General features: G+C 54.8%; 14 protein-coding genes. 5 read left to right on the top strand and 9 right to left on the bottom strand.

Features of this window, described 5'->3' with window-relative positions; genetic code table 11:
• Nucleotides 1-33 precede the first annotated feature (33 nt).
• Nucleotides 34-1,551 (bottom strand): trimethylamine methyltransferase family protein, encoded by a 1,518-nt coding sequence (locus ACIRQ6_RS01860; protein ID WP_420862433.1) that lies wholly within the window; start codon nucleotides 1,549-1,551, stop codon nucleotides 34-36.
• Between the two features lie 131 nt (nucleotides 1,552-1,682).
• Between ACIRQ6_RS01860 and ACIRQ6_RS01855 the strand changes: the two genes are divergently transcribed.
• Complete coding sequence (locus tag ACIRQ6_RS01855) at nucleotides 1,683-4,091, top strand: GcvT family protein (protein WP_420862432.1); 2,409 nt, start codon at nucleotides 1,683-1,685, stop codon at nucleotides 4,089-4,091.
• 82 nt (nucleotides 4,092-4,173) lie between these two features.
• Nucleotides 4,174-5,718 (top strand): hypothetical protein, encoded by a 1,545-nt coding sequence (locus tag ACIRQ6_RS01850; protein ID WP_420862431.1) that lies wholly within the window; start codon nucleotides 4,174-4,176, stop codon nucleotides 5,716-5,718.
• 22 nt (nucleotides 5,719-5,740) lie between these two features.
• Here the strand turns inward: ACIRQ6_RS01850 and ACIRQ6_RS01845 are convergent, their stop codons facing one another.
• The 8 genes from ACIRQ6_RS01845 to ACIRQ6_RS01810 form a co-directional block, all read right to left on the bottom strand.
• Complete coding sequence (locus ACIRQ6_RS01845) at nucleotides 5,741-6,661, bottom strand: HNH endonuclease (protein ID WP_420862430.1); 921 nt, start codon at nucleotides 6,659-6,661, stop codon at nucleotides 5,741-5,743.
• The gene (locus ACIRQ6_RS01840) at nucleotides 6,658-8,961 is read right to left on the bottom strand and encodes an AAA family ATPase (protein WP_420862429.1); all 2,304 of its coding nucleotides are present in this window, start codon (nucleotides 8,959-8,961) and stop codon (nucleotides 6,658-6,660) included. The genes ACIRQ6_RS01845 and ACIRQ6_RS01840 overlap by 4 nt, the downstream gene beginning before the upstream one ends.
• A 140-nt stretch (nucleotides 8,962-9,101) precedes the next feature.
• Entirely contained in the window at nucleotides 9,102-9,845 is a 744-nt protein-coding gene (locus ACIRQ6_RS01835) for a maleate cis-trans isomerase family protein (protein WP_420862428.1), read from the bottom strand.
• A gap of 1 nt (nucleotide 9,846) precedes the next feature.
• Nucleotides 9,847-10,983 carry a M24 family metallopeptidase gene (locus ACIRQ6_RS01830; protein ID WP_420862427.1) on the bottom strand — a complete coding sequence of 379 codons (1,137 nt, stop codon included), beginning with the start codon at nucleotides 10,981-10,983 and terminating at the stop codon, nucleotides 9,847-9,849.
• Entirely contained in the window at nucleotides 10,983-12,023 is a 1,041-nt protein-coding gene (locus tag ACIRQ6_RS01825) for a pyridoxal-phosphate dependent enzyme (protein ID WP_420862426.1), read from the bottom strand. The genes ACIRQ6_RS01830 and ACIRQ6_RS01825 overlap by 1 nt, the downstream gene beginning before the upstream one ends.
• Nucleotides 12,024-12,093: 70 nt before the next feature.
• Nucleotides 12,094-13,323 carry an ABC transporter permease subunit gene (locus ACIRQ6_RS01820; RefSeq protein WP_420863834.1) on the bottom strand — a complete coding sequence of 410 codons (1,230 nt, stop codon included), beginning with the start codon at nucleotides 13,321-13,323 and terminating at the stop codon, nucleotides 12,094-12,096.
• 107 nt (nucleotides 13,324-13,430) lie between these two features.
• Nucleotides 13,431-14,237 (bottom strand): ABC transporter ATP-binding protein, encoded by an 807-nt coding sequence (locus ACIRQ6_RS01815; RefSeq protein ID WP_420862425.1) that lies wholly within the window; start codon nucleotides 14,235-14,237, stop codon nucleotides 13,431-13,433.
• A gap of 81 nt (nucleotides 14,238-14,318) precedes the next feature.
• Nucleotides 14,319-15,329, bottom strand: coding sequence for an ABC transporter substrate-binding protein (locus ACIRQ6_RS01810; RefSeq protein ID WP_420862424.1), 1,011 nt, complete (start codon nucleotides 15,327-15,329; stop codon nucleotides 14,319-14,321).
• 288 nt (nucleotides 15,330-15,617) lie between these two features.
• On the opposite strand from ACIRQ6_RS01810, the gene ACIRQ6_RS01805 reads away from it, so the two are divergent.
• From ACIRQ6_RS01805 to xsc, 3 genes are all read left to right on the top strand, one after another.
• Complete coding sequence (locus tag ACIRQ6_RS01805; RefSeq protein ID WP_420862423.1) at nucleotides 15,618-17,009, top strand: aspartate aminotransferase family protein; 1,392 nt, start codon at nucleotides 15,618-15,620, stop codon at nucleotides 17,007-17,009.
• Between the two features lie 72 nt (nucleotides 17,010-17,081).
• Complete coding sequence (locus tag ACIRQ6_RS01800; protein WP_420862421.1) at nucleotides 17,082-18,545, top strand: PLP-dependent aminotransferase family protein; 1,464 nt, start codon at nucleotides 17,082-17,084, stop codon at nucleotides 18,543-18,545.
• A 215-nt stretch (nucleotides 18,546-18,760) separates the two neighbouring features.
• Nucleotides 18,761-20,530 carry a sulfoacetaldehyde acetyltransferase gene (gene xsc / locus ACIRQ6_RS01795; RefSeq protein ID WP_420862420.1) on the top strand — a complete coding sequence of 590 codons (1,770 nt, stop codon included), beginning with the start codon at nucleotides 18,761-18,763 and terminating at the stop codon, nucleotides 20,528-20,530.
• Nucleotides 20,531-20,533: the final 3 nt, after the last annotated feature.

The following is a 20,533-nucleotide window of genomic DNA, read 5'->3' as shown; positions in this document are numbered from 1 at the left end:
GGTGAGGGCGCATAGTGTCGCCCCTTTGGTGTCTTAAACGGGGATGATGTTAAACTGCGCGCGGATTTGGTCCAATTGGGCGGTGCTGAGGTACTGCGGATTGTGCGTTTCTAGTACCGACTGTGCCTTGGCTTTGGCGCGGTCCCACGCGGTTTGCGCGCCCTCTTCGGCCCATGTGCGCGGCTGTTCGCGGTCGGCCAAAGCAGGGTAGACATAGTCGCGCTCCATAGCTTGCATGGTTTGGGTCGAGCCCAGAAAATGCCCCTCGCCCATCACTGCATCCACAATCGCGTCAAAACCCAGATTTTCCTCCGTAACTTCAATGCCGCGCAGGCTGCGGTAGATGGCCGAATGCATTTCATCGTCCAAAATGAAAGCCTCAAAGGATGCGCCCAAAAGCGATGCAGTCATGCCGCTGCTTTCATAGATCAGATTGCCGCCTGCAAGGCCTGCTGCCAAGGCCGTCATCCCCTTTTCCACACCGTATTGGGCATCGATCGCCTTGGCGTCGGTCATGGAACTGGCCACACCAGATGGCAGGCCCAACCAGTTACTCAGCTGCGCAGACGCCGCGTTCAGCACCGCAATCTCGCCGCCGCCGCCAGCGAAAGCACCCGTGCGTAAGTCAATGACCAAAGGCCAGTTTGAAAACACCATTGGATAGCCGGGCTGAATGCAATTGACCATGATCAGACTACCCAGGGTTTCGGCCAAGGATTGCGCCAGAAAACCGGCCAAAGTTGCCGGCGCCGTAGCCCCGGATTGGGCCGCAGTGATGCACGAAATCGGGATGTTATTTTCGATACAGGCAAAAGTCACATCGACTGCGTCCTCGCCATAGCGCATAGGCGAGATGACAGGGCTGATGTGGGCCTTGATAAAGGGCCGTTTGGAAAACGCGCCTTCACCTCCTGCTGCAATATCCAGCATATGGACAATGGGTGCGACGTTTTCGGCCACAGTAAAGGATGTCGCCGTGGGTTTGGTGGTATTTTGCAACAGGGCAAAGACCGTGTTCACATCCAAATCCAACGTGTCAGGCACATCGGTGGCCACGCAACAGCGGGTGAACCAGCTGACGTTGGTCAATGTGTCCTGCAAGCGGGTAAAATCATGCAAATCGCGTAGGGTTGAGGGCCGATAAAGCCCCGTTTGCAGATCCAGTGTTTGCACTGCCGCCCCGCCCGTGCCGAAATGTACCGCACTGCCGCCGACCTCTATGGTGCGGCTTGGGTCGCGACCATGCAGCGGAAAAGTTTTGGCCGCTTGGCCGACGCAATCCTCAATCAAAGCGCGCGGGAACAAGATCCGGCAACCTTCGTCCTGCGTTGCTCCCTTGGCCAAAAAGATCTGTGTCAGCCTATCTGGCACTTCGCCCATGCCCAGTTCAGCCAGAAGCCTCAGCGCGGTGTCGTAGATCGCCTCCAGATCGCTGTTCGATAGTGGTTTGTACTGCCCACCAATCTGACCGGGGGCGGCTGGGTTGACCGCTGGAGGGGCGGCGCGAAGGGCATGGCGGGCGGCGCGACCGCCTGAGGAACGTCTGCTCATAATCGGAAATTTGGTATCCGATACTGCTCATTTGCAAGGAAATTCGACATCCCATCGCAAATGATTTCAGACGAAAACATTGACGCGGTTTCAAAATCCACCGCAGATGGGGCTAAACGGGAGAAAAGCACATGAAATCAACCACACGCGCAGTTGTTATTGGCGGCGGAATCGCAGGCTGTTCAACGCTTTATCACCTCACTCAAGAGGGCTGGACAGATGTGGTTTTGGTGGAGCGTGACGAGTTAACCAGCGGAACCACTTGGCATTCCGCAGCGCAAGTCACCAATTTCGGGATGAATCAGACCATGGTGGGTTTGAAAACCCATTCGATTAATCTCTATCAGGATCTGGCCAACGATCCCGATTACCCGATCAATTATCACCACGGCGACGGTGGCATCCGTTTGGCCAATACTCAGGCGCAAATGGATGGATACGCGCATTTCAAATCCATGGCCAAGGGAATGGACGTCAATTTTGAAGTGATTGATGCGGAGGAATGCGCCCGTCGCCATCCGCTGATTTCGACTGACAATTTGATCGGCGGACTTTGGGATCCAATGGATGGGGATATTGATCCGGCACAGCTGTGTCAGGCCTTGGCCCGTCGTGCGCGCAAAGCAGGGGCAGAAGTCTACCGCCATACGCCCGTCACAGGCCTGACCCAACACGCAGATGACACATGGACCGTGCACACTGAAAAAGGAGATATCGATTGCGAAGTGGTGATCAACGCCTGCGGCTACCGCGTGAACGAAGTGGGCGCTATGATGGGGGTACACCACCCTGTGATGTCTATGGAGCACCAGTATTTCCTGACCGAAGAAATCCCTGCAATCCGCGATGCAGGCCACCGCATGCCCCTTCTGCGTTGCCCGATCTCCGACTACTATTGCCGACAGGAAAAGAACGGTTTGCTGCTGGGATTTTATGAGCAAGATTGCAAAACATGGGGCATGGACGGGATCGACCCCAAGTTCACCAACGCCCTGTGCCCAGATGATCTGGACCGCGTGACGGACGTGCTGGAGGGGGCTTTTGCCCGCATGCCAGCCTTGATGGAAACCGGTATCCACACAGTGGTCAATGGCCCCATCACCTACACCATCGATGGCGCACCACTTGTTGGCCCGATCCCGGGTAAGCGGAACGCCTTTTGCATCATCGGCCTGCGGGCAGGCCTTGGCGAAGGCGGCGGGCACGGCTGGCTGCTGGCCCAGCAAATTGTGCATGGCGAAGCGGTTTATGACACATGGTGCATCGATCCACGCCGCTTTACCGGCCACACCAATGTGGAACTTTGCGCCCTAAAGGCGATCGAAGACTATCAAAACGAATTTCGCTTTCATTTCCCCCATGAGCATCGCCCCGCTGGACGTCCCGCAAAGACCACACCTTTGACTCCCGTTCTGGCCGCGGAAGGCGCCGAATTTACTGTGGTGAATGGGTGGGAGCGCGTGGACTATATGCGCCCTGATCCCACATTTGAGGAAACGCACGGCTACGGGTTTACCGAGGTTTTTGATGTGGTGGCCCGCGATGTGGCACAGGTGCGCGATCATGTGGGGCTGGCAGAGGTCAACGGGTTCAACCGGATCGAAGTGACTGGGACTGATGCACGTGCATTCTTGGACCGGATGATCTGTGGACGTGTCACGGCCAAATCTGGGCGTGTGGGCCTTGGGTATATGCTCAACCACCATGGCAACGTCAAAGCCGAAGTGACCATTGCCAACCTGCCCGATGGCAGGATTTGGTTGGGCTCTGCTGCCGCCGCTGAAACCCACGATATGGATTGGTTGACCGGGCACATTGGCACGGGTGAGGACGTGCAACTGCGCAGCCTGACAAATGATCAAACCATTCTGATCCTTGCTGGCCCAAAGGCCCGCGATGTGCTGTCCAAAGTCAGCCGTGGCGATTGGTCAGCCCAAGCATTCCCATGGCTTTCGGTGAAAGAGGCTTTTGTCGGCATTGCCCATGCCACCATAATGTCCGTCAGTTTTTCCGGCGAATTGGCCTATGAAATCCACATCCCCAACGCGCAACTCTATGCAGCCTACCTTAGCCTCCGCGCGGCAGGTGCCGAGTTTGGTTTGGAAATGTTTGGTGCCCGTTCAATTGAGTCAATGCGGATGGAAAAGGGGTACCTACACTGGAAATCTGATCTTTTGACCGAGTTCAATCCGTTCGAAACCGGCCTTGATCGGTTTGTGAAGATGGATAAGGACTTTGTTGGCAAAGCCGCCCTTGAGGCAATGGTTACCAATGGCCCACGGGTCAACTTGGTCTGCTTGCAAATCGATACAGATCACGCGCCAGCCCATGGCGGGGCATCAGTGTGGCATGACGGGGCAGTTGTTGGCACGGTTTCATCAGGCGATTGGGGCCACCGTACCGGGTTGAATTTGGCCTATGCCTTTGTCAAACCTGACTGTCCTGAGGCCGTCACGGTGGATGTCCTTGGCGGTCCGGTGGCGGCCAAAATCATTCCGATGGGCCCATATGACCCTGAAAATACCCGCGTAAAGGCGTAAGGAATACCCGTCTTTACAGGCGTGTGCCTCGGCGTTCATACTTCTTAAGATTGTTTTAGACATTTAAGAAGGAGGACGCGGCATGCGGCACGCGGTTGTTATGATCCACGGCATGGGCGAGCAAATCCCCATGGAAACTCTGACCTCTTTTGTGGATGCCACATGGACCACAGACCTTAGCCTTGTGGGCGAGGACCGTAAGGATGTGAACACCGGCGAACAACGAACTGAAAACGCCAGTTGGGGCAAACCAGATCAGCGCAACCGCAGCTTTGAGCTACGCCGCATCGCCACCGAAAAAGCCAAGACAGGCGTTTATACGGATTTCTACGAATTCTACTGGGCGCATTTAATCACGGGAAACACATGGGATCATGTAGCGCCGTGGCTTACTGGTCTGGTGCTGCGCAATCCATTCAAACGGGTGCCCGCCGCCGTGCGGTTTGCATGGTGTGTGATGGCTATGGTGACCGCAATCTTGGTCTATCTGGCTGTGGTCAACATCTGGAACGTCTCAAACGATATAGCCCCCGGCCCGCGCACCAGTTTTGTGCTGGCGCTTGCAGCCCTTGCAGGCGGTTATGTTCTGAATACGTTGATCATTCCAAGGCTGGGCGATGTGGCCCGCTACATCAAAGCCTCGCCGCCCAATGTCGCCAACCGTCAGAAAATTCGCAGCAATGGGGTCGAACTGCTTGAAACCCTGATGCACGCCAAAAAGACCAAGATAGATCGCAAGGGCAATCCCTATGAGGTCTATATTTACGACCGAATTATTGTAGCCTCCCATTCGCTGGGCACCATAGTGGCCTATGACATTCTGACCCACACATTCGGCCGCAACAATCGCGATTATGACGCTGAAAAAATGGCCAAGACGCCCGCGCAACCGCACCGAGAAGCCCTTGAAAAGGCGATACAAACAGCAAGCCTGCCAGACAATGATCCGGCACAAACCATACTGGATATCGAGGATTTTCAGGCCTTGCAAGACGCGGCGCGGGCTGAACTTAACGCCACTGGCAATCGCTGGATTATCAGCGATTTTGTGACCATGGGATCACCACTGACCCACGCTGAATTTCTGATGGCTTATGACAAAGACGGGCTGCGCGCCGATCAAGCCAAACGCATTCTTCCCACCTGCCCGCCGGTTTTAGAATGGGATGAACGCTCGGACAAATCCCACTTTACCTATCGGCGTGGTAAATTGGACGGGATCAAAGTGCCGGACAACGATGACGGCACCAAACCTGCGTTTGAAAGCCATCCGCGCATCCCCCATCACGCCGCCATGTTTGCCTATACACGGTGGAGCAATCTGTTCTCAAAACACCGCTTTGTCCTTAAGGGTGATCTGGTGTCGGGGCCGGTTGCGGATCAATTCGCGCTGCAAGGGGAAGGCGGCCCGATCAAAGGCGTCAAAGACATCCCCGTACTGCCTGATTTGGACCACAATGGTCAGCCGGCGTCCGGGATGAAACGCGGCTGGGTAACCCACAACAACTATTGGAATGCCAAAGCGCAATCCGAACTGCGCACACCGCTGGATGAAAATGGTAAAAAGGCAGCCCCCCACCATATCCAAAAATTGCGCGCTGCACTGCGGTTGGGCAAGAAGGTCTAACCTAGCCTAGCGTCTAAAAACCCTAGCGCCCTAGAACGTCATCAACGCGCGCCAATTGTTGTTGGTAAAATGACCGACACATGCCTGCGAAAATACGATCATCGCTGCCTTCGTCCCAAAGCGCATCAAGGGCCGTATCTATCGTTTGCATCGCAAAGCTCTTGAGGGCCGGATCCGGGGCATCGCCCAAACCGTTCAAGACGTTCAAAGCATTCGAGATTTGTTGCGCGTGGGATTGCAGGGTCAACTGTCGCAAGAACCGGGTTTCGGTAAGTAAACGCCGGTTGAGGCCCAAGATTTCGATGCTGCGTGCCCCGCGACCCTCTGGATCGATGCCAAAAATGGTGCAGAATTCATTTTCATGAAACACATAGTCCAAACAAGTCTGCGGATCGGTAATCGTGGGATCAATCAAAAAGGGCTTTTCTTGTGACATTGGAATGCCGTGTTCGGTGACCCATGTCTCATCCAAGGTTGGAAATGCGTCCAATTTGCCCACGGTTTTCTTGATCACCGTGACCTGCCCTGCGGCCTCTTCGGTGGCTTCTTCATCGGGCACAAAGGCGATAACTTCTAGCGTGCGGTTTTGATTGCAATGGGTGCAGGACATCACCAGATTGTGCCAGTCGCCCGCCAGCCACCAATAGCCTGGGTGATCGTCGTTTTCGGCGACTTTGCTTTTAGGGCGATAATGTTCGATATCCACGTCACCGCTGGCCGCATGGGGCGACTCGCAATAGGCGCATTTTCCATTGAACAACTCGATCAACGCTTCGCGCACTTTTTTGTTGCTGTAGGCTTTGAAATCGCCGCTGGAAAAGGGTGTGCCCGCCTCCAACGCGGCAAGCGCCTTTAAGAATTCTTCATGCGCCGAGGTGCCAACTTTTTTGACGTTTACGCGATCTGGGATAGGAAAGGGGCTGCGGTCAACTTTGATCATCATCTGCGCCTTTGACGGTATTTATCACTAATGCGCATCAGTTCATTACGCACATCACCCTCGGGCAGTCGTTGCAGCACGGGCTCGATCTGGACCGGATGATTGCGCGCTGCCATTGCGGCCAATTGTTCGTTCGCCGTGTCCCCAACGCCCAACCGTTTCTTGAGGAAATCGTTGACCTCGTTCAGACGACCATCTTCTTCCGGGGTGCGGTCCTCTTTCAGGGACAAGCGATGGAAATCCTCAACCGCCAAATCGCCCTCGGGATCTGTGGTGGACAGGCCAAAAAATTCGGATGTCAGCAATTGCTCTGCCCGCATACCCTCGACATTAGGTAGATCAGTCAGCGTCTCAACCCGCGCATCCTCGGGCGAGCGTTGCAACACAAACACCTCGCCATTGTTCATGCCGCGCAAACACAATGGATCATGGGTGGTGATGATAAACTGAACCATCGGAAACGCCTCGCGCAACAAGGCCACGATCTGCATTTTCCAACGCGGGTGAAGATGGGTTTCAATTTCGTCAATCAAAACAACAGCATGGGCAAATTCGGTGTTATCGTAGTAGTAAAACAGCTCGCGAATAATATCCGTCGCCATAGCCACAATAGATTTATAGCCCACGGACATTTCCGATAGAGGTGTGCGGCCACCGGGCGTGTCGATCACAATCCGCCCCTTGCCATCCGGGGTTGGCTCGCGTTCGAAATATTGGTCTTCGGTCAACATCAGCACGACCCGTAAAGCGCGCGCGGCTGCATCAAATTGCGCAGGTTTACAATCCAGCAGCCACGCGGCTGGATCAGCGATTGTGGTCAAAGGATCAAACTGCGATTGCACCCGGTAGGCCGGGGCGCGGCGCCGATATGACTTGCCTGGTCTAAAATAGCGACGCGGTCCGTAAGACATCAGAATTTTCGAGGTCTTGGGCGAACCGAAAAACGTCGGCGCAGCCGCAAGGCCAGACAGGCTGGACCCTTCGGTCCGGTCGAGGTAGCCAATCTCGACCCGCAAAGGCTCCTCCGACAGCCTGTCCCAATCCGTCGTATCGGGTCTGTGGATCATCTTTTCCGGTGACAGATCCTCATCCTTGAGCAGATCATTGAGTTCCGTCATCTCGGACGTGCCCAAAAGGCAAAGGGTCAACGCCTCAAGAACCGAGGATTTCCCAGTCGCATTTTCCCCCAGCACCAACATGCACGGCGCCTGCTGCGTGACCGAACTGTTTTTAGGCGGGGGCACGCTGTCGGGCAAAGTGAACGAGATTTCGCGCAGGGCTTTGAAGTTTTCGATGTGTACGCTTTGGATCTGTGCATCGGCCAGTGGCATGGTGTCCAAACGCAGGTTACGCGAGGGTTTGCGCGGTCTGCCCGGCGGTTTTGTTTCAGGCTTTGCGGCTTCAAAACCCATCCCGACCGAGGATTCGATCTGCGGCTCTGACAAAGGTGGCAGAAGGATCTCGTCGGACATCTCTTGCTTGGTATCTGCGTCCAGTTCGGACACAAGCTGGACAAAATCCTCTAGCCCTTCGGTCTGCGTGTTATTCAGCGCCCAGTTTACCAAAACATTGCTGACGACCCCTTGGTAAGGAAGTGCCGGACTGGAGGGGGTTCGAGGGCGCAACAAATGCGGCTCGGCACCGTTTCTGCCCGGGGCGGCCTCCAGATGACCCTCCATCAGCATCGCAACACCGTCTTTGATCGCCGCTTTGCGGGCCGAGATAAGCTTTGGACGGTTCAGATCCAACAGCTCAATCGTGGTGCGCCCCTTGTAATCAGCCCCATTCACCACACCGGTCGCAAAGAATTGGATCCGACCGCTGAGATCGGGCCAAGTGGGATCGATCAGCAATTCTTGTTCGGTTTGGCGCAGTTGCGCGACGCTGTCTTGATAATTTCCGCGCGGTTCTTGGGTGTAGAATTTGTTGGCTTTGGCGCGTGCGCAATCTGGGCAGATATGAAGCAGGTTCTCCCACTCCAAAGCCAACCAGATGTAATACAGCAACGAGGTAGATCCGCTGATATCCTCGGCCAGTTGCATTGGTCGGAAATGCCCAACCCATGCCGCATCAGGCTTTTCAGACGGCGTTTCACAAAACGCGCAAACACCCTGAAATCCGCCATAAAGCGCCTCGACCAAAGCGGGTTCTGATAGCAGTTTTTGCAGGTTTGGCGCACGCCGTTGGCCGCCCTTGGACATCATGTTTTCGATGTAGGTCGCAATGATCCCACGGCCTTTTTCGACCATACTGCTGTCCAGAAAGTCTGGATAGGCCATTGCATCACGATCAAAATAGAGCATGTTTTGACACCTAAAGGGGATTTTTTACGAATTTGAACACATGTTAGGATCTAATAAACTAATTTTACCCAGATTCCCCCAAAACCGTCCAGTCCGGATTTCCCCACCATAGGCAGATCGTGAAGCAGGTCGTTAACGCCTTAGGTTGCGAACAACCTGCCGGGGCCCATGCCTTTGATCGGCAGCCCTGCCAGCTTGGCCATATGCCATGCCAATACTTGGTTCGAGGCCAATACAGGCTTATCCAGTTCCGCTTCAATCTGCTCAATGACATCAAGTGTTCGCAAATTCGTACAGCTAAGAAAGACCGCATCCACTTGTGCTGATCCGACGCTCAACGCCCCTGCCACAATGGAAGGCCCATCGATACGGGCGACTTTGGCGTCGATCCCCTCGTTAAAGGATCCAAACACCGGGCTTTGGATGTCCTGGCTGGCCAGAACGTCGCGCAAGCGTGTGTTCACCTCTTCGATATAGGGCGACACAAACCCCAAAGAGCCAACGCCAAGGGCAGCACAGGCCGCAATAAGCGCGCTAACAGGTTCGGTCACATGGGTCGCAGTGCAGCCTTCGCGCACCAATTTTGCAACGTTTTGTGGCCCGATCACTGACGTCCCCGACGTGCAGCCGTAGCCCACAACGTCAAATGCCAGTGAATTGGGAAACATCCCTGTCGAGCGTGGCAACCGCTCGGCCATGGCAGCCAGTGTATCGCCTGTGACTTCTTCGTCGTTTGCAATGCGGCTGGCATAGAGCGCAACGCCATCACTAGGCAACATCCGGTGCAGATCGTGTTCAATCGTCTCGTCCGTTTGCAAGACCACCAAACCAAAGGTGCCATGAACGCCAATCCGGTCCGTTGATGTATAGCTTAAATCTGTCATTTTAGATCACTTCCAATTCTGGTTTTGACCACGGACTGAGGATTTGCGCGCCACCCTCACGAATGACGATGTTTTCCTCATGGACGATCAGTCGCCCATTTTGCGTCGCGACACTCGGCTCGAGGGTGATCACCATCCCGGCCTTAAGCACCGTGTGATCTTCAGCGATCAGCGACAAGCCTTCGGTCAGTTGCATACCCAGCCCGTGCCCAAGGCGGCCTGCATCACTGCCGCCAACAATCGCGTGCATCGCATGATACACATCTGCAGCCGTCGCACCGGGTTGGGCTGCCTCCAGCCCAGCCGCGCAGGCCTCCATCAACTGATGCTGGGCCTGCTGCACAACCGCGCTGGCGCGACCCACGGCGAAATTGCGATCATAGTCGCAAAAGTAACCATCATGGATTAATCCTGTGTCTAACATAAGGACATCGCCTTCTTGCAAAGGCGCATCAGACGCAGGCGAGATCACATCGCAATACCCGGCCTGATCGGCCCCACCCGCCAGATAAGGCACCCAATCGGCACCGTGCTGCAGACAAAGCCGCTGGAAATTCCGAAACACGTCGGACAACGGCGTGCCGATAGTGGCAATTGTCGGTACATCCGCAAAAGCTTTGCCAGCGATGGTACAGGCCGTTGCAATTTTGGCAATTTCGGCTTCGGATTTGACCTGCCGCAGATCGGCTGTGATGCCATGGTCGGTGCCAAAGGAATGATCCGGCAGCGCCGCCTGTAGCGCTGCGTAGTCGCCTAAAGGCATCCGCAGATGGCTTTCCAATTGATATGGCAGGCCAATGTTTCCAGACGGGGCCAAGTCGCGCAATGTGTCTGCCAACAGGCTGACCCCATCGTCGCCGGGCTGGGGTGCAGCCCATGTGCGGATATCATCTATCCAAGTTTGCCCCATCAAGGCTGCCCCAATGGACGGGATCACAGCCACTGGCTTGCCGATTGCGGGCACAACCAAAAACCATGGCCGTGATGGGCTTTCCCAAAACCGTGTCAGGTAGCCTGTGTAATAGCGCACATCGGCCTCGCAGGTCAGTAGCATCGCCACCAACCCGTGCTGGCCCATCAGCTCTTGGGCGCGGCTGGTGCGGGCCTGATATTCAGACGGTTCAAACACCGCCACCATTACGCAGGGCCTTCGGACAATATACACAAAACCCGTGATGTGGTGTCCATGCCAAGGGCTTGGCCATACACAGGGATCGCCGCGACCCCTGCCCCGCCAGAGGTTGACGTGGCCAGATCATACGCCGCTAATATCGGCAAAACGGCAAAACCTTCATCCTCCGTGATCGTCACAAAATCACTGGCGTCGCGGTTGAGGGCCTTTAGGGCGATATGTGAGGGGTCCTTACAATCAAGCCGCCCCATATCCGAAACCGGCCCGCTGCTTACGACAGGTTTGCCTGCCTTAACCGAGTTAATCAGGGCCGGTGCAAATTCCGGTTCAACCACGGTGATGCGCGGGCCGTCGCCCCAGGCGTGACGAAAATAGGCAGCGGCCGCTGAAGCCAATCCGCCAACGCCAGCTTGCAGCATAATATGGGTGGGCGGCTCTGGCATTTGGGCTACGGCTTCGGCTGCAAGGACCAAATAGCCTTCCATCAAACGGTGCGGTAAGGCGGTGTAGGCATCCCAAGATGTGTCCGACAACAAGGTCCAGTCATTGTCTTTTGCCGCTTGCATCGCGGCATCCATGCTGGCCTCATAATTGTCGCCATGTACCACAACCTCTGCGCCCATGCCCCGTAGCCGATCTGCAAAACTGGTTGGAACGTTTTTGGAGATATAAATCACGGCCTTGGCACCGAAAACTTTGGCCCCGGCGGCGATGGACACACCATGATTGCCAGCAGTGGAGGACACGAATGTCCGGCCCTGCATAACGGTCGGATCATCAGCAAAACCGGCTTGGCTGGCCTCATGGGCGATCACATAGGCAGCCCCGAGCGCCTTGAAGCTGCCGATATTCATACGACCACGTTCGTCTTTGATATCTAGGTGACCCACACCCCATTGCGCCGCCAAATCCGGCACGGATGTCAGCGGGGTTTCAGCGTGAGCCGGACAGGCCTCAAGCAAGGCCAAAGGCGCTGCCACATCGACACTGATCAATGGGATGCTGTCCAATCCATCAAGAGTGGTAAACGTGTTTTTCAGATGCATAGCGTATTTCCCCTAAATCAAAAAAGGGCGACCCAAAGGCCGCCCTGTCCTTATTGTTATGCGGCTCGGATCAGGCCTTGCCCTTCCACGGGACAAGCCATTTCTCGGCCAAACGCATCAGCACGTCGATCCCGAACCCAATGATGCCGATCAAAATGATCCCCATCAAAACAATATCTGTGTCTTGGAATTTCGACGCAGCGACGATCATTTTACCGACACCTTTTTCCGCAGCCACCAATTCAGCCGCAACCACTGTGCCCCAACACACGCCCATAGCCACACGGGCCGCCGTGAATATCTCAGGCAAGGAGTTCGGGATAATCACATGGCGCAGGATTTGCACTTTGGATGCGCCCAATGAATAGGCTGCGTGTACCTTGGTGATGTTGACGCCTGACACGCCGGACCGCGCACCAATGGCCATAATCCAAAGGGCCGCAAGGAACAGCAGGATGATCTTGCCCTGCTCGCCGATGCCTGCCCAGATGATCACCAGAGGGATCAGCGCCAAAGGAGGCACGGGGCGCATAAATTCAACGATTGGATCAAACCAACCACGGAACCAATTGCTGAGACCCATGGCATAGCCCAGTGGGATCCCGACTGCAGCCCCGAGGACGAAACCGACAATCACACGAAACAGCGAAAACGACAGGTGTTCGGCCAAAGTCACGTTTTGATAGCCTTCCGACGCCACCGAAAGCAGGCGCGACCAAACACTGTCGGGCGCGGGCAGCCAGATGTTTTCCATCTGCCAGCCTTTGCCCGGCTCAAAGTTCAATGTGCCTTTGTCTGTCAAGGCGACACGGCCAAAGCCCACATCGACGGCATTGCCTTTGCTGATGGCACGCCCATCGATGGCAACGATATTTGCGCCATCTTTGCGGGTAATCTCGTCGTTGCCATCCCAAATCAGCAGCTTAGACCGATAGGCCTGAACAACAATCGTATCATTCTTGGCTGTGCCGTCGCCCAGAACAATCTCAGGCGCATCAACTTGAGCACCCTTTTCATGAACACGTACAGATACCGTAGCATCCGCCGTTGCGCCATTGGCGTCCTCAACGGTGTAAGTAAACGCGTCGTCGCCGACAAATGGCCCCGGCGCATGCAAAAAGCCCGGCAACCAATTGGTTCCTGTAAAGGCACCCCAAATGACAAAGATCAAAACAACCGAAATAACCGAGGCAGCTTTGTCCGAAATAACCGCACTTTCATCCCCAAAGGTCACTGTTTTCAACGACGTGTAATCGGATTTGGGTGTCATCTGTTTGCGGATAAATCGCCAAGCAAACATCGCCAAAAGAATGATTGCCACGTATCCAACCAAAGCAGGCAGCACCGCGACGATCGACAAAAACAGCGTCCAAAGTTCGCCGCCGAGATCTGCAAAAATCTGTCCCATTATGCGTTCTCCTCGGTGCGACCCATAATCTCTTCTTCCATATCCCAGATCATGGTCAGGATCTCTTCGCGGGTTTTAGCGTAATCTGGATGCTTTTTGACCTCTCGCAGATCAGCATTCACGCCAAGATCCGCAAAAGGCAGGTTGTATTCGCGGTGGATCCGGCCCGGACGCGGCGCCATCACCAATAGACGCTCGCCCAGCAGCAAAGCCTCTTCAACCGAGTGGGTGATCAAAATGATCGTCTTACCAGTCTCTTTCCACAGCTTGAGCACAAGCGACTGCATCTTTTCGCGGGTCAGCGCGTCCAGCGCGCCCAGTGGTTCATCCATCAAGATCACATCAGGCTCGTTCGCCAGACAACGTGCCAGAGCCACACGTTGCTGCATCCCGCCAGACAGTTCATAGACCATCTTTTCTTTGAAGTCCTGCAGGCCCACAACGTCCAGCAAGTGATCCACGATCTTGGCACTCTCGGCCTTTGGCATGCCTTTCATATCGGGGCCAAAACGGACGTTGTCGCGCACGGACATCCATTCAAAGAGCGCGCCTTGCTGGAACACCATGCCACGGTTGGCATCAGGTCCATGCACCGCATCCCCGTTCAACCGAATTTCTCCGGCTGTGGGCGCCAAAAAGCCGGCGACGATATTCAACAATGTGGTTTTACCGCAGCCCGATGGGCCAAGAACACTTAACAACTCACCTTTTTTCAGGTTCAGGGAGACGTCTTTCAATGCCTGAACTGCTCCACCATTGGGCAATTCAAAACGCATGGAAATGTTGTCTATCTCAAGGCCGCTCATGGTGCCTCTCCGATCATGATGGGGAAAATAAAATGAAAAGGGCGGCGCGCTATATCTGCGCACCGCCCCCGTAATTTTGGCTTAGTTAGCCATCATCGCGCCTTTGAGGCCCGATGTGTTTACTGTGCCTTCGTAGCTGTCCAAAGCGGACGGGATGGAACCCGCGCCCACGAACACTTCAGCAACGCCCTTCATAAAGGTCGCAGCTGTGCCACCCAACCATGCGTCTGACAACTGCTCGTCCACTGTTGGGAACTTGAATGTCGACAGTGTCGAGGCGGTGTCTTCTTCGGACATACCTGCGTCTTTTGCGATCACTGGCAGCATTTTCGCTTGGTTGGCTTCATCAGCCCACATTGCGTTTGCGTCTGCAGTGACTTTCAAGAAAGCCGCCAGCATGTCGCTGTTTTCAGAGATGAACGATGTTGGCGCAGTTGTTGCGTCAAACACCAGAATGCCCAGCTCTTCTTTTTCAGCGCCTGTCAGCAACACATTGCCATGCTCTTTCATGCGACGCAGCGCGCCACCCCAGCCACAGGCCATGTCGATGGAACCCTGTGCCAATGCAGCAGCACCTTCAGCAGGGGCCATGTCAACAACTTCCAAAGACGCAAGTTCAACACCGAAGTGGTTCATCTGCGACAAGAATCCGTAGTGCGCAGCTGTACCCAATGGCACGGCGACTTTTTTGCCAGCCAGTTCGCCAGCAGACATTTTGTCGATTTCGAGACCGGAAGCCACAACGCAGTTGTCGTTCTCAGAATAAGACACCGCAACGTCAACGATTTGGATGTCTTGACCAGCAGAGGCTGCAACTACGAAAGGTGGAACACCTTGGGATACGGAAATCTGTACATCGCCGGACGCCATTGCAGCGGACATTGCTGTCCCTGTGTCAAAGGAAACCCAGTTGATTTTTGTACCCAGTGCTTCTTCGTATGTGCCGTTCACTTTTGCGAACTGAAACGGCATTGGCCATTCCAAGAAATACGCAACGGTGATTTCGCCGTGGCCTGCAGCCATGACTGTCTGTGCGCCAGTCAACATAGCAACACCAGCGACAGCACCCATAAGTTTGGATTTAAGTGTCATTCATATTCTCCCAATTCTTAGAGCTCTTTAAAAAGCCCGAAAATGCATGCGGTCATTCGTGCCGCACGTGACGTTTCGCCACTGCGCCGAAGAAAAGCACAGGGGTCAGCATGTGACCAGTACCAAACGATCACAAATTCACCGAATGGTCATTAATTCACCTTTTGGACTTACAGGGCCACCTGATCTGGCCCTATTTGATGATGAAACTATTGGCCAAATATAAATTTGACAGCACAGTGATGTAATAGATTCGTGCAAAACACAGCCAGTTTTGGAGATCCTGAAATGAATGTTCCATTCTTACCAAACAATCCCGAGAAGATCGTCGAAGCAGATCGCGCCCACGTCTGGCATCACCTGATTCAACATAAGCCCTTCGAGACGATTGATCCCCGCATTATTGTCGAAGGCAAGGGCATTCACGTCTGGGACATCAAGGGCAAAGAGCATCTTGATGGGGTATCTGGCGGCGTATGGACTGTAAACGTGGGCTATGGTCGCGAACGCATCGCCGATGCCGTACGCGATCAACTGGTCAAACTAAACTATTTTGCAGGCTCCGCAGGCTCGATCCCCGGCGCGCAATTCTCGGAAAAGCTGATCGAAAAAATGCCGGGAATGAGCCGCGTCTATTTCGCCAACTCCGGCTCTGAAGCCAACGAAAAAGGCTTTAAGATGGTGCGCCAGATTGCGCACAAACGCTACGGCGGCAAAAAGCACAAGATCCTCTACCGCGAACGCGACTACCACGGCACCACAATCGCCACATTGTCCGCGGGCGGCCAAGAAGAACGCAACGCCCAATATGGTCCGTTCACACCCGGTTTTGTCCCTGTGCCGCATTGCCTTGAATATCGCGGTGCCGACCAAAACCTGCCTGACGGCGAAAGCTATGGCATCCGTGCCGCCCGCGCGATTGAAGAGGTCATCCTGCGCGAAGGCCCTGACACTGTAGGCGCGCTCTGCCTCGAGCCGATCACAGCAGGTGGTGGCGTGATCACGCCGCCCGAAGGATATTGGGAAACCGTCCAAGAGATTTGCAAAAAATATGACATCCTGCTGCACATCGACGAAGTAGTATGCGGCGTTGGCCGCACAGGCACGTGGTTCGGCTACCAAAACTACGACATCAAACCCGACATCGTGACCATGGCCAAAGGCGTGGCCTCGGGTTATGCGGCGATCTCGTGCTGCGTGACCACAGAAGCCGTTTTCGACATGTTCAAAGACGATGCCTCGGACCCAATGGGGTATTTCCGCGATATTTCGACCTTTGGTGGATGCACAGCCGGCCCTGCGGCCGCATTGGAAAACATGGCCATCATCGAAGAGGAAGGCCTGCTGCAAAATACCGTAGACATGGGCGCCTACTTCTTTGGCAAGCTGGAAGAACTGGCAGACAAACACACCTGCATCGGCGATGTCCGTGGCAAAGGTCTGTTTTTGGGTGCTGAATTGGTCAAAGACCGTGACACCCGCGAAGCCTTGGACGAAAAGATGGTCCAAGCGGTGGTAGGCGATTGTATGGCCCAAGGTGTGATCATTGGCGCCACCAACCGGTCCCTGCCGGGTCTCAACAACACGTTGTGTTTCTCACCTGCTTTGATCGCAAACAAAGACAACCTCGATCACTTGGCAGATGCAGTTGACCAAGCTTTGACACGGGTGGTCGGCTAGCCCATCCACTGGCGGGGGTTGTGGCCCCCGCTATTTAAGTCCAAACTGATTGCAACTTAGGTCCAGTTTGATATGGCTATCTCGGCAGACAGTTTCTTTTGGGATCCAACCGCCCAAGGCACATTGCAGGCTCAAATCCGTCAAATGATTGCGGAAGGCATCTTGTCGGGGCGGTTTCGTGTGGGCGAAAAACTCCCCTCTTCGCGGAAATTGGCCAGCCATCTTGGCGTCAGTCGGATCACAATCACTCTGGCCTATACGGAATTGCTGGCCGACGACTACATCGCCTCAAAGGGTCGCTCGGGCTATTACGTCTCGGACGACGCCCCACAGCCCCCAAATTTCAAAGCCACCAGAACCGCAGCAGACACAGTCGATTGGTCACGGGCCTTGGGTCAAAGGTTTTCTGGCGGGACGCCGTTTATCAAACCCAAAGACTGGCGTGATTACACCTATCCATTCATATACGGACAGGCTGATGAGACACTTTTCGATAGTGCGAATTGGCGGCTGTGTGCCCTACAAGCCCTTGGAAAGAAGGATTTTTCGTCCCTAACCACCGACTACTATGACGAAGACGATCCCAAGCTAATCGAATTTATTGCGCGTCATACCCTGCCACGCCGCGGCATCATCGCCCAACCCGACGAAATCCTTGTTACGATGGGCGCGCAGAACGCGCTATGGATGGCAGCGCAAATTCTGCTGACCCAAAGGCGCACCGCAGCGATCGAGGACCCTTGTTATCCATCGCTGCGCGATATCCTGACCCAATCGCGCTGCCATTTGGCCCCGATCCCCGTAGACCGCGACGGGCTGCCGTCCGAGGAATTACCACCTGACACCGATGTTGTGTTCACGACCCCTTCGCACCAATGCCCGACAACAGCAACTATGCCGCTCAGCCGACGGCAGGCTTTGCTGGCACGGGCACGGGAGGACGACTTTCTGATCGTCGAAGATGACTACGAATTCGAAATGTCGTTCCTCAAATCCCCGTCCCCTGCCCTGAAATCATTGGATCAAGATGGCCGTGTGATCTATATCGGTAGCTTCTCAAAATCTCTCTTTCCGGGATTGCGTCTTGGCTATTTGGTCGGGCCGAAACCCTTTATCGACGAGGCGCGCGCCCTGCGCAGTTCCGTCCTGCGCCACCCACCGGGCCATATCCAACGCACAGCGGCCTATTTTCTGTCGCTCGGTCACTACGATGCGTTGATCCGGCGCATGGGCAAAGCCTATTTCGAACGGCGCCAAGTCATGGAAGCCGCGTTAAACCAGCATGGATTGGATATCGCCGGCCAAGGCGTTTATGGCGGCTCAAGTTTCTGGATGCGCACTGCCCCAGATGTCGACACTCAGACCCTTGCCGAGCGGTTGCGATCCAAAGGCGTTCTGATCGAACCGGGCGCCCCGTTTTTCGGTGCCGAGACCCCGCCGAAAAACTATTACCGCCTCGCCTATTCTTCGATTCCTGCATCAAAGATTGAAGCCGGTGTGAATCTGTTGGCAAAAACCCTTAATTCGCCATTCTAAATTCCTAAAAACGGGAAAATTCTTTTTTCGTTTTGCCTTTTTATCAATTATTGAGACTTTTTTTCTCATTTTTATATTTACTGGACCTATGGGGAAGGCTATTTTGGCCATAATCTGGCCCTAGCTGGACCTCTTGAATTTTCGTATGACACACACAGACATTTGGGCTGCAATTGCGTGGCCTGCCAATCTTGCCAACCCCGAGGACTGACCCCATGAAAATGACTACAGAAGAAGCCTTCGTAAAAACCCTGCAAATGCACGGGATCAAACACGCCTTTGGGATCATCGGTTCGGCCATGATGCCGATCTCTGACATTTTCCCTGCTGCTGGCATCAAGTTCTGGGATTGCGCCCATGAAATGACCGCTGGCATGATGGCTGACGGCTACACACGCGCCACTGGCGAAATGTCGATGATGATTGCACAAAACGGTCCGGGCATTACCAACTTTGTAACGTCCGTTAAAACTGCCTACTGGAATCACACACCATTGTTGTTGGTCACGCCTCAGGCTGCAAACAAAACCATCGGCCAAGGTGGCTTCCAAGAGATGGAGCAGATGAACCTGTTTGCTGACTGTGTGGCCTATCAAGAAGAAGTGCGCGACCCGTCCCGCATCGCCGAGACATTGAACCGTGTGATCATGCAGGCCTACCGCGCCTCGGCCCCGGCCCAGATCAACATCCCGCGTGACTTCTGGACACAAGTCGTCGACATCGAACTGCCTGTAAAAGTCGAATTCGAGCGCCCTGCCGGTGGCGAAGAAGCTGTCAAAACAGCGGCTGAATTGCTGTCCTCCGCAAAGTTCCCAGTGATCCTGAACGGCGCCGGTGTTGTTTTGGCAGGTGGTATCGAAGCCTCTGCTAAGCTGGCCGAAACGTTGGACGCACCGGTTTGTGTGGGCTACCAGCACAACGACGCCTTCCCGGGCAACCACCCATTGTTTGCAGGCCCGCTGGGCTACAACGGCTCCAAGGCAGGCATGGAATTGATTTCCAAAGCCGATGTTGTTTTGGCCTTGGGCACACGTTTGAACCCGTTCTCGACCCTGCCCGGGTACGGCATTGATTATTGGCCAACAGACGCGAAAATCATTCAAGTCGACATCAACCCAGACCGTATTGGCCTGACCAAAAAGGTCACTGTGGGTATCGTTGGAGACGCCAAAAAAGTGGCCGAAGGCATTATGGCTCAGTTGTCCAGTTCGGCAGGCGACGCAGGCCGCGCAGACCGTAAAGCCATGATCGCCCAAACGAAATCCGCATGGGCCCAGGAACTGACATCGCTGGACCACGAAGAAGACGATCCAGGCACCACATGGAACGAGCGTGCCCGTGCTGCCGAGCCAAACAAAATGTCGCCGCGCATGGCATGGCGTGCGATCCAGTCTGCTTTGCCCAAGAACGCAATCATCTCGTCCGACATCGGCAACAACTGCGCCATCGGCAACGCCTATCCATCCTTTGAGGAAAGCCGCAAATATCTGGCGCCGGGCCTGTTTGGTCCTTGTGGCTACGGCTTCCCGGCGATTGCTGGTGCGAAAATCGGCTGCCCAGACGTTCCAGTGGTTGGCTTTGCTGGCGACGGTGCTTTCGGGATTTCCATGAACGAAATGGTGTCCGTTGGTCGCGGCGATTGGCCCCCGATGACAATGATCATTTTCCGCAACTACCAGTGGGGCGCTGAAAAGCGGAACACAACATTGTGGTTCGATGACAACTTTGTTGGCACTGAGTTGGACACAAACGTGTCCTATGCGAAAATCGCCGATGCGTGCGGTTTGATCGGTGTGCAAGTTGCCTCAATGGACGAGCTGACAGATGCGCTGAACACAGCTGTCAAAGGCCAAATGGAAGAAAACAAAACAACCTTCATCGAAGTGCTGTTGAACAAAGAACTGGGCGAGCCGTTCCGTCGCGACGCGATGAAAAAGCCAGTCAAAGTTGCTGGCGTAACGGCCACAGACATGGCGGCTGAATAAGCC

The organism is Algirhabdus cladophorae (assembly GCF_044772865.1).
Taxonomy (GTDB): Bacteria; Pseudomonadota; Alphaproteobacteria; order Rhodobacterales; family Rhodobacteraceae; genus Algirhabdus; species Algirhabdus cladophorae.
Note: the sequence above shows the minus strand (reverse complement) of the source record. Positions and strands in the feature narration are given on the sequence as shown.

Coding starts and splice junctions, on each gene's coding strand:
- ACIRQ6_RS01860 (WP_420862433.1), bottom strand. CDS start 1,551: ATGAGCAGACGTTCCTCAGGCGGTCGCGCCGCCCGCCATGCCCTTCGC.
- ACIRQ6_RS01855 (WP_420862432.1), top strand. CDS start 1,683: ATGAAATCAACCACACGCGCAGTTGTTATTGGCGGCGGAATCGCAGGC.
- ACIRQ6_RS01850 (WP_420862431.1), top strand. CDS start 4,174: ATGCGGCACGCGGTTGTTATGATCCACGGCATGGGCGAGCAAATCCCC.
- ACIRQ6_RS01845 (WP_420862430.1), bottom strand. CDS start 6,661: ATGATGATCAAAGTTGACCGCAGCCCCTTTCCTATCCCAGATCGCGTA.
- ACIRQ6_RS01840 (WP_420862429.1), bottom strand. CDS start 8,961: ATGCTCTATTTTGATCGTGATGCAATGGCCTATCCAGACTTTCTGGAC.
- ACIRQ6_RS01835 (WP_420862428.1), bottom strand. CDS start 9,845: ATGACAGATTTAAGCTATACATCAACGGACCGGATTGGCGTTCATGGC.
- ACIRQ6_RS01830 (WP_420862427.1), bottom strand. CDS start 10,983: ATGGTGGCGGTGTTTGAACCGTCTGAATATCAGGCCCGCACCAGCCGC.
- ACIRQ6_RS01825 (WP_420862426.1), bottom strand. CDS start 12,023: ATGCATCTGAAAAACACGTTTACCACTCTTGATGGATTGGACAGCATC.
- ACIRQ6_RS01820 (WP_420863834.1), bottom strand. CDS start 13,323: ATGTTTGCTTGGCGATTTATCCGCAAACAGATGACACCCAAATCCGAT.
- ACIRQ6_RS01815 (WP_420862425.1), bottom strand. CDS start 14,237: ATGAGCGGCCTTGAGATAGACAACATTTCCATGCGTTTTGAATTGCCC.
- ACIRQ6_RS01810 (WP_420862424.1), bottom strand. CDS start 15,329: ATGACACTTAAATCCAAACTTATGGGTGCTGTCGCTGGTGTTGCTATG.
- ACIRQ6_RS01805 (WP_420862423.1), top strand. CDS start 15,618: ATGAATGTTCCATTCTTACCAAACAATCCCGAGAAGATCGTCGAAGCA.
- ACIRQ6_RS01800 (WP_420862421.1), top strand. CDS start 17,082: ATGGCTATCTCGGCAGACAGTTTCTTTTGGGATCCAACCGCCCAAGGC.
- xsc (WP_420862420.1), top strand. CDS start 18,761: ATGAAAATGACTACAGAAGAAGCCTTCGTAAAAACCCTGCAAATGCAC.